Genomic DNA, 16,613 nt, shown 5'->3' on the forward strand with positions numbered 1-16,613 from the left:
CAAGGATGTATAGTGTGAAAGTTTTAACGATATTTGGAACTCGTCCAGAAGCCATTAAGATGGCGCCAGTAGTAAAAGCTTTAGAGGCTCAAGAAGGTGTGGAATCGCGCGTTTGTGTGACAGCTCAGCATCGTGAGATGCTTGATCAGGTTCTAATGCTCTTTGAAATTACGCCAGATTATGATCTTAATATTATGAAACCGGGGCAGACTCTAGAGGGAATTACTTCAGTCATTCTGTTGAACCTTACCCCCATATTAAAAGAGTTTCAACCAGATTACATCTTAGTTCATGGTGATACCTCTACTACCTTTGCTGCAAGCTTAGCCGCATTTTACCAACGTATTCCTATAGGGCATGTAGAAGCAGGGCTGAGAACTTATAATCTCTATTCTCCATGGCCAGAGGAAGGAAATCGTTGTTTGACAGGGGTATTGAGTGCATTACACTTTGCTCCGACTGAAGATGCAAAGGCAAATTTATTGAAAGAAGCAGTTGTGGAAGAGCGTATTGCTGTGACAGGTAATACAGTGATTGATGCGCTCTTAAAGGTTGTCGATCGCTTAGAAGCACCTGACCTAAAAGAAGAGATGCGAGTGCAGTTTCCTTTCTTAAAAGAGGAGGGGACTTCTATTCTCATTACCGCCCATCGCCGGGAGAATCATGGTGAGGGAATTATCAATATTTGTGAAGCAGTTAAACATCTTGCTGAGCGTTATCCTCAATATACTTTTGTATTACCAATGCATCTTAACCCTAATGTCCGTCAACCGATCAAACGTATTTTAGGTGAAGTAGGTAATGTTAGTTTGATAGAACCACAAGATTACCTTCCTTTTATCTACTTAATGAAGCATGCCAAGTTTATTTTAAGTGATTCTGGTGGCGTTCAAGAAGAAGCACCTTCATTGAAAAAACCAGTATTAGTAATGAGAGATACCACCGAGAGACCAGAGGCGGTTAAGGCGGGAACAGTCAAATTGGTAGGGTCAAATAGAGATAATATCATTAAGGAATGTATACGGCTTATAGAAAATGATGATTATTATCAGCAGATGGCTCAAGCAAAAAACCCATATGGAGATGGCCGTGCTGCGGAGTATATCGTGAAATACTTATTAAAAAATAAGTGATTTTAAGGTTGTTGTAAAAAAATTAAATCAAAGGAATGAAAAATGAAAAAGATATCAGTAATTGGATTAGGGTATATTGGATTACCCGCAGCTGCGATGTTTGCTACTCATGGAGCCGAGGTGATTGGTGTTGATGTTAATCAGCATGCAGTAGATACTATTAATCAAGGTAAGATTCATATTGTTGAACCTCTGTTAGAGGATCTAGTTAAAGCGTCAGTAGAAAGAGGAACTTTACGGGCTACGACAGTGCCTGAAAAAGCGGATGCGTTTGTAATTGCAGTTCCTACCCCATTTAAAGGGGATCATGAACCTGATGTGAGTTACATTGAAGCGGTTACTAAGGCCATTGCACCGGTGCTAGAGAAAGGTAATGTTATTATTTTAGAGTCGACTTCACCGGTTGGAACTACTGAACAGATGATTGAGTGGTTAGAAGCAGCAAGACCAGATCTTAAATTTCCTCATGAAGGCAGAGAAGATCATGATATCTATGTGGCTTATTGTCCAGAACGTGTATTACCTGGACAAGTGGTGAAAGAACTTGTGGAAAATGATCGCATTATTGGTGGTATTACTGATGACTGCTCTGATAAAGCAATTGAAATCTACCGCATCTTCGTAAAAGCAGATCTAGTGAAGACTAATGCCCGTACTGCTGAGATGAGTAAATTGACAGAGAATGCTTTCCGTGATGTGAATATTGCGTTTGCTAATGAACTTTCTTTAATCGCTGATAAGCTTGATATCAATGTATGGGAATTGATTGCACTTGCTAATCGTCATCCTCGCGTTAATATCTTGCAGCCTGGTCCCGGTGTTGGTGGGCACTGTATTGCAGTTGATCCGTGGTTTATTGTGGATAAAACGCCGGAACTTGCAAAAATCACTCGCCTTGCACGAGAAGTTAATGAAGGTAAGCCTGAATGGGTCATCAATAAAGTGAATCAGGCAGTCGAGGCGTGTGCAGAAAAGCTTGGTAAAGCGAAAGAAGAGGTCAAAATCGCTTGTTACGGTCTTGCTTTTAAACCGAATATTGATGATTTACGTGAAAGTCCTGCGCTATTAATCGCTAGCCGCTTAGCTCAAGCTTATCCCGGTCAAATTACAGCGATTGAACCGAATATCGAAACTGATCATCCAGTACTAGAAAAGTATAATTTAGATTTGAAATCGTATAACCCAAAATCTATCGATGCCGATATTTTAGTTGTTTTAGTTGATCATAAAGAATTTATTGAGTCACCTTTGGAAGTTAATGAAAATCAATGGGTAATTGATACTAAAGGAATTATTTAATCAGCTATGAAAAAAAAATTAGTAAAGTTATGGCGAGATATTGTATCTAATAAAAAGTATAGTAAAACGCTAGCTCAAGTTTTGGATGATGACTTTATGTTTATGGCTTATAGAAATCAGGGTGTTTATGCCTTGATTTCTAGAGTTAGCTTTTTATCTCAGTTTTTAGGACGGAAAAGAGTTTCTGAAATATATCTAAGACTTTCTAATCTTATAAAGGAAGAAGATATTGCTGATAGGTTATTGTTAGTTCAATTAGCTTTGAGTTATCATTCCTCTGAAAAAAATAGACGTGCTTATGCTTGGTGCTGTTTGAAATCAGAAATGTATTCCGAATGTTACTCTCAAATTAGGAATTTAGAGTCTTTTTATTCGGTTAGAGAAGGTGTTGATTTTCAAAAAAGATCTATTGCGAGTTTGAAAAGTTCACTTGTCAATCGTATAGGTTTATCTAAGTATAATGAAATTGAAGAGCAATATATTCATAAAGACGAGTACACTATTCAATCATTGGTAGTAGCTCCGGATCTGAAAAGTGAACAGGCTATTGAATTATTTATTAAAAAAAATTTTAAAAAAAATAATATTGATAAATTTTTGAAAGCTATTTACACACTAGATCAAGATGATATATATAAAGCTACATTGTTGGTAAAAGTAGCTAAATACTTGCGATTAGAGTCAGGTGATAGTGAAGTAGCTATTTTCCTTGCTGAAAAGGCTGTAGAAATTTGTCCTACAGAAGCAATAGCAAGAGCGGCTTATTGGATAGGAAGACATTTAGGTGCTCGGGAGTTTTGTTTAGAGTGCTTATCGATTATCAAAATAGAAAAAGAGAAAAATCCTAAAAACAAACTGTTTTTTAACAGTTATTCAAAACTTAAAAGGGATTATCATAATACTTTTTCTGAGTTGGAAGTTTTAAGTTTATTAGATGATATTCGAGTCGATGAAAATTATATTCCTATAAAAGGAAAGGTTTGCTATATACTTCATAATAGCTTTCCTTATTCTTCGGGAGGGTATGCAACTAGAGGTCATGGCTTGCTGTTAGGATTAAAAGAGCAAGGGCTAGATATAGAAGTCATCAATAGACCTGGGTTTCCATATGATATTAAGGATGATGTAGAGCCTCATTCCTTACCGTTATTAAGTATAGAAGATGGGGTTAATTATCATTTAATTGAAAATCCTCAGAGAAGAGGAATTACTTCTTTTGAGTATATGGCTCAATCTGTGGATGCGTTAATTGATAAGTTTAAAGAAATAAGACCCAGCTTGATAATGGCGGCATCCAATTACCTAACTGCCTTTCCAGCAATGATTGCTGCTAAAAAACTGGGTATCCCTTTTATTTATGAAGTTAGGGGTTTCTGGGAAATTACTCGACTATCTAGAGAGCCGGAATTTGCGAAAAGTCCTCGATTTGCAAATCAAAGAAGATTAGAGACCGAGGTTGCAAATCATGCAGATCATGTTTTCACCTTGACTTCAGCAATGAGGGATGAACTAAAAAAACGTGGTGTAAAAACAGAGATCACATTATTACCAAACTCGTGTAATCCAGAGCACTTTAATCCCAGGGGAAAAGACTTAAGTTTACTGAAAAAACTAAATATTCCGGAGTCTATTCTTGTTATTGGTTATATAGGTACATTTGTTATTTATGAAGGCTTGGAAGATTTAGCAAGTGCTTGTGCAATATTGAAGAAGCAAGGACTTGAGTTTCGTTTGTTAATTGTAGGTAATGAGAATGCAACAGGTTTAGATAGAGGGCCTATTACCCAACAAATTTATGAGATTGCTGAGCAGAATGGCTTTGCAGATTGGTTAATAATGCCTGGAAGAGTTCCTTATGAAGAGGTTGAGGCCTATTACTCATTAATAGATATAGCTCCTTTCCCAAGAAAACCGTGGCCAGTCTGTGAAATGGTTTCTCCAATGAAGCCTTTGGAAGCTTTAGCAATGGAAAAAACAGTAATTGTTTCTAGTGTTCATGCATTAGTGGAAATGATAACAGATAGACAAACGGGTCGAGTCTTTGATAAGGGGAACCCGGAATCATTAGCGAAAGTGTTAGAAGAGTTACTATTGGTAGATGATCTTAGTGTATTAGCGTATGGAGCTAATGGAAGAGAGTGGGTTTTAAAAAATAGAACATGGGAAAAAACAGCTAATATTGCAGTTGAAAGTTTAGAGAGGTTTTTATAGATGTTTTATTTAGATAAGAATTCAGATATTTTTAATTATTTTTCAGGTATTGCCTATGGGGGCGGTAATGTCGTTTTATCACTAAAGGGTCTGGAAGAATATAGTTCTAATGAACATAAATTAAGAGACTTATCTGGAGGAAGGTATTCCTTAGTATTTCGCGATATGATAAGCGAATTGATAGTTGTACAGAATGATCCTACAGGGCAGGATGCAATTTTTTTGTATGAAAAAAAAGGCTTTTGGGCTATATCTAATTCACTATATAAATTGGTTGAGGAGCTTAAAAAGAGAGGAGAGAAATTAAGTATTTATTATCCTGCATTAAACTCTTATAAGATAAGTCATTCTTTAGGGAATCAGCCAATTACGAATAATACAATTGTTGAAAATATAAAGATTATTCCTAGAGGTCATCGTATAGAGATTAAATCAGGTAATGTAAATATTAAAAAAATACAATTTTGTAATATTGTTGTTAATGACATAGAAGATTATATTAAGTATTTAGATTATACATTACAAGATTTATCTATGGTTCTAAAAGCTATAAGGAAAACATTACCTAAAGGTAATTTAAGATGCGATTTAACAGGAGGGTTAGACTCTAGAAGTGTTTTTGGTATTGCTTATAATTCTGGAGTTATAGAAGATTTACAAATAGTTAGTAATAAAAAATTCGAAGATGATTATGTTATAGCTGATGTAATTTCAAAATATTATGGCGGTCAATTATCTAATAACTCAATGCCGGAAGGGGAATCAATACCAAGTGATTTTCTTGTTTATGAATTATATAAATATGGTAATGCTGGGATTTATACTAAATTATATAAACCTCGATATTTAGTAGCACCAAATGCTCTTCATTTACATGGTGCAGGAGGGGAAAGTCTTCGAGGGCAGTATTCAGGAACCCCTAGGCAAGTTATAAGTCGTTTAAAAAAATACTTTCCCAATGATATAAAATCTTATGAATTAGTTAAAAAAGAGTTTTTAAATTACTTTGAAAGTAATAATTTAGATATTGATGACACTAAAAGTATGTTGCATCACTCTAGAAACTTTAGAGCTAGATTTCATTTTGGGAGAAATTGGTTTAGGAGTTTATCTACTGTTATATTTAGTCCTTTGTGTGATGCTAGATTAGAGCGTTTATCAGACTTTATAATTGATAAATATCCATCTAATCCGAGAATGATCTTTTATCATATGTTTTTCTTATTAGATAAAACATTGGCTTTTTTTCCTTTTGATGACACAGATAAAAACATGAATATTCAACAGTTAAAATTGTGTTTAGATCTATTTAATAAGAGAAAAGAAAGTTTATCAAATTTTAATCTTGAATATAGGGTATATGGGACATTGGAGGAAAACTCTAAACGCTTAGATCTTAAGATTGGCGGAAAAGAAAGTTTTAATGAACTCATTGCTAGTGAGAAAGCACAGTTTCTTAAAAAAGCACCAATAGAGTTACAATGGGTGGCAAATAATATTTCAATAATGCCTATATTAAATATTATTTATTAATTTGTTATTAAGTAGAAGAGAAGTTTTATGTATAAATATGCTCCAAGAGGTTTTGTTTTTTCCAAATTAAAATTGGATTTAGATTTAGAGTTTATTAATATAAATGATTGTTTTTTTTATTATGAGCAAGATCTTGATTTTAGAATAAAAAAAAGTAGAGATGGACAGTTTATTCTTTTAATTGGAACATTTTTAGATATTAGAAATACTACCTCTTCAATTGATAAGTCTATGGATGCTTTATTTGAATCATTAAAATCTAATAAAATGCACGAAGAGTTGGATTTTTATTCAGGACGATATGTAATTATCTACTATGAGGAAGGGAAAATAAAAGCATTATCTGACGCTACATCTATGAAGAGTATTTATTATAATGATAACTTCAACATAGTATCATCTCATTTTAGTTATTTTAAAAAAATAGATGAGAGTATCACATTATCTGCTTTAGAAAAGTATAGACTTACGAAGTGCAAAAGAGGATATAAGTATGGTTATCCAGGGTTCTATACTCCTTATAAAGGATATAGAATACTGCCACCTAATTTTGAAATTAATATTACAGATAAAAATATTCAGAGATTTTTTCCTCGAGAGGGTTTACTTCAAGATTTGGATGTAAATGAGATAGTGGCTGATATCTATTTATACATGAGTAATCAGATTAAAAGTTTGATTAATATGAATAAAAAACTATACAGCTCTTTAACGGCGGGGGTTGATAGCAGATATACTTTAACAGTAACAAAGGATTTTGAGGAAATTCAGCATTTTACTTATTTTTACGATGGTAATAAAATACATTTATCTGACGTTAACTGGTCAAAAATAATTTCTAAGATATTGAAGTTAAATTATTTTGTTTTAGATGTTGATGGTGAGTTTAATTATAGCTCTGTAGATTATAAAAACTATTCTTTGAATTTACGGAATAATTCAGTTTATGGCACTCATGCTCACCGAATTTCTTTCGCATATAGTCAAAAATTTGGTTCAAATAGTGTTTTAATTAGATCAAATCTGTATGAAATAGGACGCCAGTTTTTTAGCGATAGACTTAAAAATATTAATTTTGATAGAAACTCAGCCATCGATTTAGCAAAGACATTTACATATTTATATGATAAAAATTTGTTAGGTAGTATTCTCGTGCAAGATGTATTTTTAGAATATTCTAAGACGTTGGTAAATAACGCCATTTATAATTATGATCCGATAGATCTTTTTTATTGGGAACATAGAATGGGAATTTGGCACTCTTTAGTAGTATCTGAAACTGATCCAGCAGCTGAAACAATAGTTCTATGTAATGCTAGGAAAATATTAAATTTGTTTTTATCAGTAACGCCAGAGGATAGACAAGGGGCTGTTTTATTTAAACATGCAATTCAGCAGTATTTGCCTGAATTAAAAAATTTGCCCATTAATAAAATCCTTGATGATGTATATGATAGTTTTGATGTTGTATTAAAAATTAGTGAAGATTATATAGATGTATCTATTTATGAGGCTGAAGATTCTGATGATCATGAATATGCTTTCTATGTATACTTAAATAATAAAAAAATTGATACAAAATGGTATTCGAAAGCCAATAGCTTGCGGTATAAAATGACGCAACCTGGGGTTTATGCAGTAAGAGGTTTTATTAAAAAACAGGATAATGTTATTGTTGCTAAAACATCTAATGCAGCACGATATTTGGGGAGTATTAAAAATCTTGATATAAATGAATTAAATAGTAGTAATTTAGTTGAAGGGCGAAATGATATTCGTACATCAAACTATATTTTTAATACTTTTTACAAGAAAGGGACAAGTTCTAAATTAACAGTTTTATTAAATGGGGCTGTTGGAGATAGAAAGAAAGTTATATTGCCCGTTTTTCAAAGATATAGTTGGGCTAGTGAGATTGAAGATCATGTATTGAATATAAATGATCCTACTCTAGAATTAGATAAAAATTTAAGATTAGGTTGGTATTTAGGTTCTAAAAAATTTCCATTACTCCCTGAAATTAGAGAAGTAATATTACAAGTAGCAAAATCTTTAAATATTTCTATAGGGGATATCGTTATTTATGGTTCTTCTGGTGGAGGATTTGCCGCTCTAAATATAGCAGCATATATGGGGAATAATATAAAGAGTGTAGCTATTAATCCTCAAATTCAGATCAAAGACTATATTGCAACAAGTACAGTTAATTTATTTTACGAGGTTAGTGGTTTTGAGTATTCGGATTATCATACCTCTATTATAGATGTTATAAGAAGTAAGGAAAATGATTTTAAAGGTTTAATATATCAAAATGAGAAAGATGTTCATCATTATACAAAGCATTTTACGCCATTATTGGAAGCTTTAAATATTGGAACAAATAACTTTATCCATTCAAATATTAAGTATATTATATTCAATGATCCCCGAGGTCATGTTGGGGAAAGTAAAAATATGTTCTCTGAATTAATAGCAACTGTCAGAAGACAGTAAGTATATGCTATATAAAATAAAGTTAATTTTAGATAATTTGACTTATTCTTGTTTGTTAGCTGAAAACAATATTGTTAAAACCTATTTATTAGGATCAACATGCAAGATATTATTGGTGGAATCAGCATGGCAAGGTCGTTGGAATCGTTGGAAATATAAGATTGCATCGTGTCCGGATCATCCTGAACGCAATAATGATAAGCTTAAAAGATTAGTGCAGAAAGCGAAAGATCGTGGGATTCCTACGGTCTTTTGGAATAAAGAAGATGGGGTGCATTTTGATCGATTTATCGATAGTGCGAAGCTGTTTGACCATGTTTTTACGGTAGATGAGACCTGTATTCCCCGTTATAAGGCGGTGATGGGGCAGGATGCTTCTGTTCATTCTTTGATGTTTGCGGTTCAGCCTAAATTTCATTTTTTTGAGGGTTTTAATTTTAAGCATCATCGTGCTAATTTTGTCGGTAGTTATAGTCATCATATCCATGATGAGCGTAGAATATGGTAAAATGGATTATTTGAAACAGCAACTGAAACAGGCTTAGGGTTAACCGTATTTGATCGTAATTCCAATCGTAAATCAGATAATTATCGTTATCCTACTCTTCCTAATATGGAGATTAAAAAAGCAGTCAAATATCCTAAGACGGGGCAGATCTATAAAGACTACTTAGTTTCTTTAAATGTGAATACAATTACCGATTCGCCAACAATGTTCTCCCGGCGATTGGTGGAGATTTTGGCTTGTGGCGGTATAGCGGTAACAACGCCGGCGCTCTCTGTAGATCGACTTTTTGCCGATTATTGCCACATTGTGCAGACAGAAGAAGAGATGCGAGAGCTATTTAATCGTTTAAAGCATGGACCAAGTCAAGAGGATCTGGAGCGCGCTCGTGCCGGGGCAGAATATGTAGCAAAATATCACACTTGGGAGCATCGTTTAGCAGAGATCGCAAAAGTGATAGGATTCAAGTAACAGATGGAGAAGATTAAGATTCCTGTAATGAGTTTTGGATTGTGGCGTCGTCTTAAGAGATGGCGCCCCTTTTTTTCTGCATCTCATTTAATTGTTGGATCTTCTTATCAGGCTGAGGATTACATCTTAGGATGGGGCTATAAAAAGAGTGGCTTACGCGCAATTAATCTTGCTAAAAAGAAGGGTTTGCAAGGCGCTATTTTGATTGAAGATGGCTTCCTTCGCTCCATGTGTAATCCCCCCTAAAAAGGGGAGGATTACACTACCGGCCACTAGAGTTGTGAGAGTTTTAGAGCAACTTAAAGAAGAAAGAGGTGTTCCTAGAATGATTCGTGTCGATAATGGCAGTGAAATGACTTCTTCAGCTTTTACAAAATGGTGTGAAAATAATCACGTTAGGATCTGTTATATTGAGCCAGGAAAGCCAAATCAAAATGCTTATATCGAACGTTTTAATCGCAGTTATCGAACGGAAGTATTAAATCCCTATTTATTCTCCTCACTAGCGCAGGTGCGGGAACTTAGTTGGGCTTGGATGTTAAGTTATAACGAAGAAAGACCTCATGAATCACTGGGAAATTTACCTCCCAGTGAATTTAAAAAACAATTAACCGAAAAATTCTCTAGTTATGAGCTGTGCGCTTGACGGTAAGCTTACGGTATTTGCTAGTATGTAGGATTTACTAGCGTTGTTTACAGTATTGGGAGAAAATACTGTCATGAACTATGTGCTTGATGCTAAGTTCACAGCTTACTGTTATCCTTAATTGCTTGATAAATATTAAAGGGGTAAAATGTATCTCTTTTATGTTTTAGGAATTATTCAGTAATATTTTAAATGATGACATTAGACAAAATTTACCTCGTATCGGATGAGTTGACCCGATCTTCGATTGACCGTGCACACCGGACGATACGTCTCTCTTCGGCAAAAGTATTACTGGTAGAGTCAGCATGGAAAGGGCATTGGAATCGTTGGAAGTTTAAAATTGCTGCTTATCCAGATTACCCTGATAGAAACAATGAGAAGCTCAAGAAGCTTGTTACAAGGGCGAAAGATCTGGGGATTCCAACCGTTTTTTGGAATAAGGAAGACTCGGTTCATTTTGACCGTTTTATCGATAGTGCAAAGCTTTTTGATCATGTTTTTACGGTAGATGAGACCTGTATCCCACGTTATAAGACCGTGATGGGGCAGGATGCTTCTGTTCACTCTTTGATGTTTGCAGTTCAACCGAAATTTCACTTTTTTGAGGGTTTTAATTTTAAGTATCATCGTGCTAATTTTGTCGGAAGTTATAGTCATCATATCCATGATGAGCGGAGAGAATGGCAAAATGAGTTATTTGAAACGGCAACTGAAACAGGATTAGGTTTAACGGTGTTTGATCGCAATTCTAATCGAAAGTCGAATAATTATCGTTATCCAATACTTCCTAATATGGAAATTAAAAAGGCTGTTAAATATCCTAAAACAGGGCAGATCTATAAGGATTATCTAGTTTCCCTTAATGTGAATACGATCACCGATTCGCCAACAATGTTCTCTCGGAGATTAGTAGAGATTTTAGCGTGTGGCGGTATTGCAGTAACAACACCGGCACTCTCTGTTGAAAAACTCTTTAAAGATTATTGTCATGTTGTTCGCAATGAAGAAGAGATGCGAGAGTTATTTGATCGATTAAAGCATGGTCCAAATCAGGATGATTTGGAAAGAGCGAGAGCAGGCGCTGAATATGTGGCAAAATATCATACTTGGGAGCACCGTTTGGCAGAGATTGCAAAAGTGATAGGATTCAAGTAGTAGATGAATGAAATATAAAATGCCTATAATAATTGACAGATTGCAGTATTATTTCACTATGAGCAGATACTTATTAACACTAATTATTCTATTGTTGCATCAATTATTGATATCATTAGTGTTATTATATTTTTATATGGTGAGAATATTTCATGATCAAAAAAGCAATATTGCCTGTTGCAGGCTTAGGTACCCGATTTTTGCCGGCGAGTAAGGCGATTCCAAAAGAGATGGTGACGGTGGTGGATCGTCCGGTGATTGAATATGTGGTGAAAGAGGCGGTGAGTGCCGGGATTGAGGAGATTATCCTTGTTACTCATAGCTCTAAGGCGAGTATTGAAAACTATTTTGATCACAATTTTGAATTAGAGACGATTCTCAAAGAGAAGGGCAAGTTCGACATCCTTGCGGAGATTGAAGCGATTATTCCTGAACATGTGCGGATAATTAGTGTTCGCCAAGGGCAACCCTTAGGGCTTGGTCATGCAGTACTCTGTGCGAAATCATTGATTCAAGAAGATGAGGCGTTTGCGGTATTACTGCCAGATGTTTTAGTTTATAACGAAGCGGGGCAACACGATCTGAAAGCGATGATCGATCAATATGGGAAGACTAATGCCGCACAGATTATGGTAGAAGCGGTGCCGAATCACTTGGTGGATCAATATGGGATTGTGGCGGTGGCAACAGAACCTGAGAGCGGGCAATCGGTGCCGATGCAGGGGATTGTGGAGAAACCAGCAGTAGATCAAGCGCCATCAAATCTCTCGGTGATTGGGCGCTATATCCTGCCCGGGGAGATTATGTCGCTCCTGGAAAAAACGCCGAAAGGGGCGGGAAATGAGATTCAGCTCACCGATGCGATTGCGATGTTACAGCAAAAGCAGCCGATTGAAGCTTACCGAATGTATGGGCAAACCTTTGATTGTGGGAGTAAATTAGGTTATCTCGAAGCGGTTTTGCATTATGGATCGATTCACCCAACATTAGGGGAGTCTTTTCGGGCGATGATCAAGGCGATGCAGTAGAGTAGTTATTCCATACAGAGTTCGATAATGTGGTAGATTAACGAGATTAATTACATAATAATCGCACAATAGGAATAGAGTTTAAATATGAAGATTGCAGTGGTGGGTGCAACACTCCAAGCAGGTGTTTTAACCGCATTATTATCCAAATATGGGAATCGTTTAACGCTCTTTTTTGATCAAGAGACAACGCATTTTTTCTCGGATCTACAAGATCTCCATCTACGTTTAGCATTAGAAGAGTTAGCGACTCAAAAGACCTTTCAAGTGGTAGAGACTTTTCGGGATCTGCCTGAGGATATTGAGTGTTATCTGCTCTGCTATGACACGTTAGAGATGGAGAAAGCGGAAGCTTTTTTACTCAATTTAGCGAAAGAGCGAGTCATTACAGATTCTTCTACTCAACAATCGCAACCTTTACTGATTAATGGCTCAACCTTTGGCCTCTATGGGACTAAGCGATTACAACAGCTCTTGCCGCAAGCGCAATGGGCATATCTACCGGATATTATTCAAGAGGGAAATGCGATTCAGAGTTTTACGGGGCAGGAGCGACTGATTATCGGCGTTGAAACGCCAGAAGCATTGCGACTTCTCAAAGAGCTTTTCCGCCCCTTTTTCCCCCATGAGAGTCAATGGCTCTTGATGCCGATTTTAGATGCCGAGTTAACCAAGCTCAGCATCTCGGGGATGCTGGCGACTCGAATTAGCTATATGAATGACCTTGCGAATGTGGCAGAGACGATCGGCGTGGATATTAGTAATATCAAACAAGGCTTAGCGGCAGATCGGCGGATTGGCGGGGCGTATCTATCGCCGGGAGCGGGATTTGGGGGTGAAAATTTCTCAAGTGATATCTTAATGCTCTCCAAAGAGGTGGAGCAACGGGGCGTGAAGAGTCGGCTCTTAGAGCAGGTATGGGAGATCAATGAGGATCAGAAAGAGGTGCTCTTCCGGAAGTTCTGGCGCTACTATGGAACGCAACTCCACGCTAAAACGGTGGCTATTTGGGGCGCTTCATTTAAGGAAGAGACCGCAAGTACTTACAATTCCCCCATTCATAAGATGCTTAAAGCGCTTAATGCCGAAGGGGTGAAAATCCGTCTCTTTGATCCTATGGCGATGGTAGAGGTGAAGGCTCTATATCCCGATATAGAGATCTATTATGCGAAGGATCAATATGATGCGCTGCAAAGTACGGATGCGCTCTTTATATTGACTGCGTGGAAATCATTCTATGCGCCTGATTATCAAAAAATGAAACAACAAATGCAGCATCCTTATATTTTAGATGGACGTAATATCTATGATCCCGAATTTATGCGCACAGAAGGCTTTATCTATGAAGGAGTAGGACGATGAAAGAGTCTGTAGCAAAATCATTTGTATCAAAACCATTGACAATGAAAGGCTGTCCTTTAACCCAAAATAGCTATTTTGAACCTCTGCAACAATCAGCAGCACGATTTGAAGAGAGCCATTTAACGCAGCTCTTTTTGAAATACCCGAATCGTTTTCATCAATTGAGTTTTCGCTTAGAAGAGCTCTTGGTGGACTTTAGTAAGCAGCGATTAGACTCCTCGATTGTGGCGCAATTACAGGATTTAGCCATTGCCGCCGGGTTGCCTGAAGCGATTCAAACACTCTTTTCTGAAACGAAGATCAATCAGAGCGAGGGACGGGCGGCGATGCATTGGGCGCTGAGAACGCCGGAGCAAAAACTGCTGACAATGGGGATTAATCAAACTATTGCTCGGGGGATTCATCAAGCGTTAGAGAAGATGTATGCGCTGGTGGAGAAGATTCACCAAGGGCAATATCGGGGGGCTACCGGAGAAGTGATCACTGATGTGGTGAATATCGGCGTTGGGGGATCAGATCTTGGACCCTTGATGGCAAGCTATGCACTCTCTGATTTTAAAGTGGCTACTGAGAAACCACTGCGTATCCACTTTGTATCGACGATGGATGGCAGTCAATTATCCGAATTACTGCATCGACTTCGCCCGGAAACTACGCTCTTTATTATCTCTTCTAAATCCTTTGGCACCATTGATACGCTCAAAAATGCCGAGACAGTGAGGCACTGGTTAGATCGTCATTTAGGGTTATCGGAAGCGGTATTGCATAATCATTTTATCGGCGTCTCGACTAATGTCCCGGCGATGACAAAATGGGGTATTGCACCGGATCGACAACTCTTACTCTGGGATTGGGTGGGGGGACGCTATTCCCTCTGGTCTTGTATTGGTTTGCCGATTGCATTGACCATTGGGGTAACGGAGTTTAAAAACTTCTTAGCTGGTGCGCATCTGATAGATGAACATTTTCAACAAGCGGCATTAGCGGAAAACCTACCGGCATTATTGGCACTTATTGGGATTTGGAATAGTAATTTTCTTGATATTCAGACTCATGCGGTATTGCCTTATGATGGCCGTTTGAAATATTTCGCCAGTTATTTGCAACAGCTCGAGATGGAGTCTAACGGGAAAGATATTACCCGAGAATCCTCACGAGTAGACTATACCACTTGTCCGATTATCTGGGGCGAAGTGGGGCCAAATGCACAGCACGCATTTTATCAATTACTCCATCAAGGTACTCAGGCGGTGAGCGCCGATTTTATTGCACCGATTCATCGATATAGTGATGCCCAGTTTACCTATAGTGAGAGTGCTGAAGCACTGCTTGAGCAGCACGATTTGGCGCTTGCCAACTGCTTTGCGCAATCTCGATTATTAGCTTTTGGTAATGATGCCCTACAAGAGGATGCGACAGAATTACCGCTCTATAAACAGTACCAAGGTAATCAGCCGAGTACCACGTTACTTATAGAGCGATTAACGCCGAAGACGCTTGGGATGTTGATCGCACTCTATGAACATAAGGTCTTTGTGCAATCGGTGATTTGGGAAATTAATCCCTTTGATCAATGGGGGGTTGAGAAAGGAAAAGAGATTGCAAATCAATTGATTCCGATGATAAAGGGTAATCAAGAATCTCTCAATATGGTAGACTCATCCACAAGAGGTTTGATTCAAAGCTTAACAACAGCGAGGAATAATCAATGAAAATTTTAGTAACGGGTGGCGCTGGATATATCGGTTCTCATACCTGTATTGAGCTCTTAAATGCAGGGTTTGAGGTGGTGGTTTTTGATAATCTCTCAAATAGTTCATTAGAATCGCTGCGTAGAGTGGAAGCATTAACCCATAAAACCTTGACCTTTATCGAAGGGGATATTCGAGATGGGGTGGCATTAGATGCGGTGTTTAACGCGCATGAGATTCGTGCGGTGATTCACTTTGCCGGGCTTAAGGCGGTGGGAGAGAGTCAAGAGAAGCCGCTTATCTACTTTGATAATAATATCGCCGGCTCAGTCTCCTTAATGGAGGCGATGGCACGGGCAGAGTGCTTTACTATGATCTTTAGTTCCTCGGCGACGGTTTATGATGAGGCCAATATATCGCCCTTGACAGAAGAGATGCCCACTGGAATGCCGTCAAATAATTATGGCTATACTAAGTTGATCGTAGAGCAGTTACTGCAAAAAGCTTCAAAAGCAGATCCACGCTGGTCGATTGCGCTTTTGCGTTATTTTAATCCTGTGGGTGCGCACCCAAGTGGGCAGATAGGGGAAGATCCGCAAGGTATTCCGAATAACCTGATGCCTTTTATGACACAAGTAGCGGTGGGAATGCGAGAGAAACTCTATATCTTCGGGGATGATTATCCTACAGAAGATGGAACCGGCGTTCGGGATTATATCCATGTGGTCGATCTTGCGAGGGCCCATCTATCTGCTTTACAGAATCGTTTAGAAGAGACAGGATGCCGAGCTTGGAATATCGGGACGGGGAATGGGACTTCTGTGTTAGAGATGAAAAACACCTTTGAAGCGGTCAATCACGTGACGATCCCTTTTGAGATTACCGATCGTAGAAGTGGTGATGTGGCAATCTCCTATGCTGACAACCGCCGCGCCATTGTAGAGCTTGGTTGGAAGCCACAATTTGCCTTAAAAGAGATGTTAGAAGATAGCTGGCGCTGGCAGAAGTTGAATCCGAAAGGGTATCGGGAATGATCTGTTTGTGATGAGATAGAGTTTTATATCATTATAATGTGATAGATGA

The 16,613-nt window shown here is 37.6% G+C and carries 11 protein-coding genes and 2 pseudogenes; all 13 read left to right on the forward strand.

From position 1 onward, the window contains the following. Positions 1-5: 5 nt before the first annotated feature. The 13 genes and pseudogenes from wecB to galE all read left to right on the forward strand — a co-directional run bounded on the left by wecB (position 6) and on the right by galE (position 16,564). Complete coding sequence (wecB, locus tag DC083_RS03410; RefSeq protein ID WP_123059720.1) at positions 6-1,133, forward strand: non-hydrolyzing UDP-N-acetylglucosamine 2-epimerase; 1,128 nt, start codon at positions 6-8, stop codon at positions 1,131-1,133. Between the two features lie 42 nt (positions 1,134-1,175). Beyond that, the gene (wecC, locus tag DC083_RS03415; RefSeq protein WP_109188867.1) at positions 1,176-2,432 is read left to right on the forward strand and encodes a UDP-N-acetyl-D-mannosamine dehydrogenase; all 1,257 of its coding nucleotides are present in this window, start codon (positions 1,176-1,178) and stop codon (positions 2,430-2,432) included. Between the two features lie 6 nt (positions 2,433-2,438). Next, entirely contained in the window at positions 2,439-4,643 is a 2,205-nt protein-coding gene (locus DC083_RS03420) for a glycosyltransferase family 4 protein (protein ID WP_109188868.1), read from the forward strand. Further along, positions 4,644-6,176 (forward strand): hypothetical protein, encoded by a 1,533-nt coding sequence (locus tag DC083_RS03425; protein WP_109188869.1) that lies wholly within the window; start codon positions 4,644-4,646, stop codon positions 6,174-6,176. Between the two features lie 27 nt (positions 6,177-6,203). After that, positions 6,204-8,669 carry a hypothetical protein gene (locus DC083_RS03430; protein WP_109188870.1) on the forward strand — a complete coding sequence of 822 codons (2,466 nt, stop codon included), beginning with the start codon at positions 6,204-6,206 and terminating at the stop codon, positions 8,667-8,669. A 4-nt stretch (positions 8,670-8,673) separates the two neighbouring features. Continuing rightward, positions 8,674-9,645, forward strand: a pseudogene (locus tag DC083_RS10355) (CgeB family protein). A gap of 3 nt (positions 9,646-9,648) precedes the next feature. Further along, complete coding sequence (locus DC083_RS10310) at positions 9,649-9,891, forward strand: hypothetical protein (RefSeq protein WP_109188871.1); 243 nt, start codon at positions 9,649-9,651, stop codon at positions 9,889-9,891. A gap of 13 nt (positions 9,892-9,904) precedes the next feature. Further along, positions 9,905-10,291 (forward strand): annotated as a pseudogene (locus DC083_RS03445) (transposase); the annotation flags it as partial. A 195-nt stretch (positions 10,292-10,486) separates the two neighbouring features. Further along, positions 10,487-11,449: a CgeB family protein gene (locus tag DC083_RS03450; RefSeq protein ID WP_109188965.1), complete on the forward strand. Its 963-nt coding sequence runs from the start codon at positions 10,487-10,489 to the stop codon at positions 11,447-11,449. A 152-nt stretch (positions 11,450-11,601) separates the two neighbouring features. After that, a complete protein-coding gene (galU, locus tag DC083_RS03455) occupies positions 11,602-12,477 on the forward strand; it encodes a UTP--glucose-1-phosphate uridylyltransferase GalU (protein WP_109188873.1) in 876 nt (291 codons plus the stop codon). 87 nt (positions 12,478-12,564) lie between these two features. After that, positions 12,565-13,839 carry a nucleotide sugar dehydrogenase gene (locus tag DC083_RS03460; RefSeq protein ID WP_109188874.1) on the forward strand — a complete coding sequence of 425 codons (1,275 nt, stop codon included), beginning with the start codon at positions 12,565-12,567 and terminating at the stop codon, positions 13,837-13,839. Positions 13,840-13,880: 41 nt separating this feature from the next. After that, positions 13,881-15,551 carry a glucose-6-phosphate isomerase gene (pgi, locus tag DC083_RS03465; RefSeq protein ID WP_109188966.1) on the forward strand — a complete coding sequence of 557 codons (1,671 nt, stop codon included), beginning with the start codon at positions 13,881-13,883 and terminating at the stop codon, positions 15,549-15,551. Further along, complete coding sequence (galE, locus tag DC083_RS03470) at positions 15,548-16,564, forward strand: UDP-glucose 4-epimerase GalE (RefSeq protein ID WP_109188875.1); 1,017 nt, start codon at positions 15,548-15,550, stop codon at positions 16,562-16,564. The genes pgi and galE overlap by 4 nt, the downstream gene beginning before the upstream one ends. The last annotated feature ends 49 nt before the right edge of the window (positions 16,565-16,613 follow it).

The organism is Ignatzschineria ureiclastica (assembly GCF_003121845.1).
In the GTDB taxonomy this organism is placed as follows: domain Bacteria; phylum Pseudomonadota; class Gammaproteobacteria; order Cardiobacteriales; family Wohlfahrtiimonadaceae; genus Ignatzschineria; species Ignatzschineria ureiclastica.

Coding starts and splice junctions, on each gene's coding strand:
- wecB (WP_123059720.1), top strand. CDS start 6: ATGTATAGTGTGAAAGTTTTAACGATATTTGGAACTCGTCCAGAAGCC.
- wecC (WP_109188867.1), top strand. CDS start 1,176: ATGAAAAAGATATCAGTAATTGGATTAGGGTATATTGGATTACCCGCA.
- DC083_RS03420 (WP_109188868.1), top strand. CDS start 2,439: ATGAAAAAAAAATTAGTAAAGTTATGGCGAGATATTGTATCTAATAAA.
- DC083_RS03425 (WP_109188869.1), top strand. CDS start 4,644: ATGTTTTATTTAGATAAGAATTCAGATATTTTTAATTATTTTTCAGGT.
- DC083_RS03430 (WP_109188870.1), top strand. CDS start 6,204: ATGTATAAATATGCTCCAAGAGGTTTTGTTTTTTCCAAATTAAAATTG.
- DC083_RS10310 (WP_109188871.1), top strand. CDS start 9,649: ATGGAGAAGATTAAGATTCCTGTAATGAGTTTTGGATTGTGGCGTCGT.
- DC083_RS03450 (WP_109188965.1), top strand. CDS start 10,487: ATGACATTAGACAAAATTTACCTCGTATCGGATGAGTTGACCCGATCT.
- galU (WP_109188873.1), top strand. CDS start 11,602: ATGATCAAAAAAGCAATATTGCCTGTTGCAGGCTTAGGTACCCGATTT.
- DC083_RS03460 (WP_109188874.1), top strand. CDS start 12,565: ATGAAGATTGCAGTGGTGGGTGCAACACTCCAAGCAGGTGTTTTAACC.
- pgi (WP_109188966.1), top strand. CDS start 13,881: ATGAAAGGCTGTCCTTTAACCCAAAATAGCTATTTTGAACCTCTGCAA.
- galE (WP_109188875.1), top strand. CDS start 15,548: ATGAAAATTTTAGTAACGGGTGGCGCTGGATATATCGGTTCTCATACC.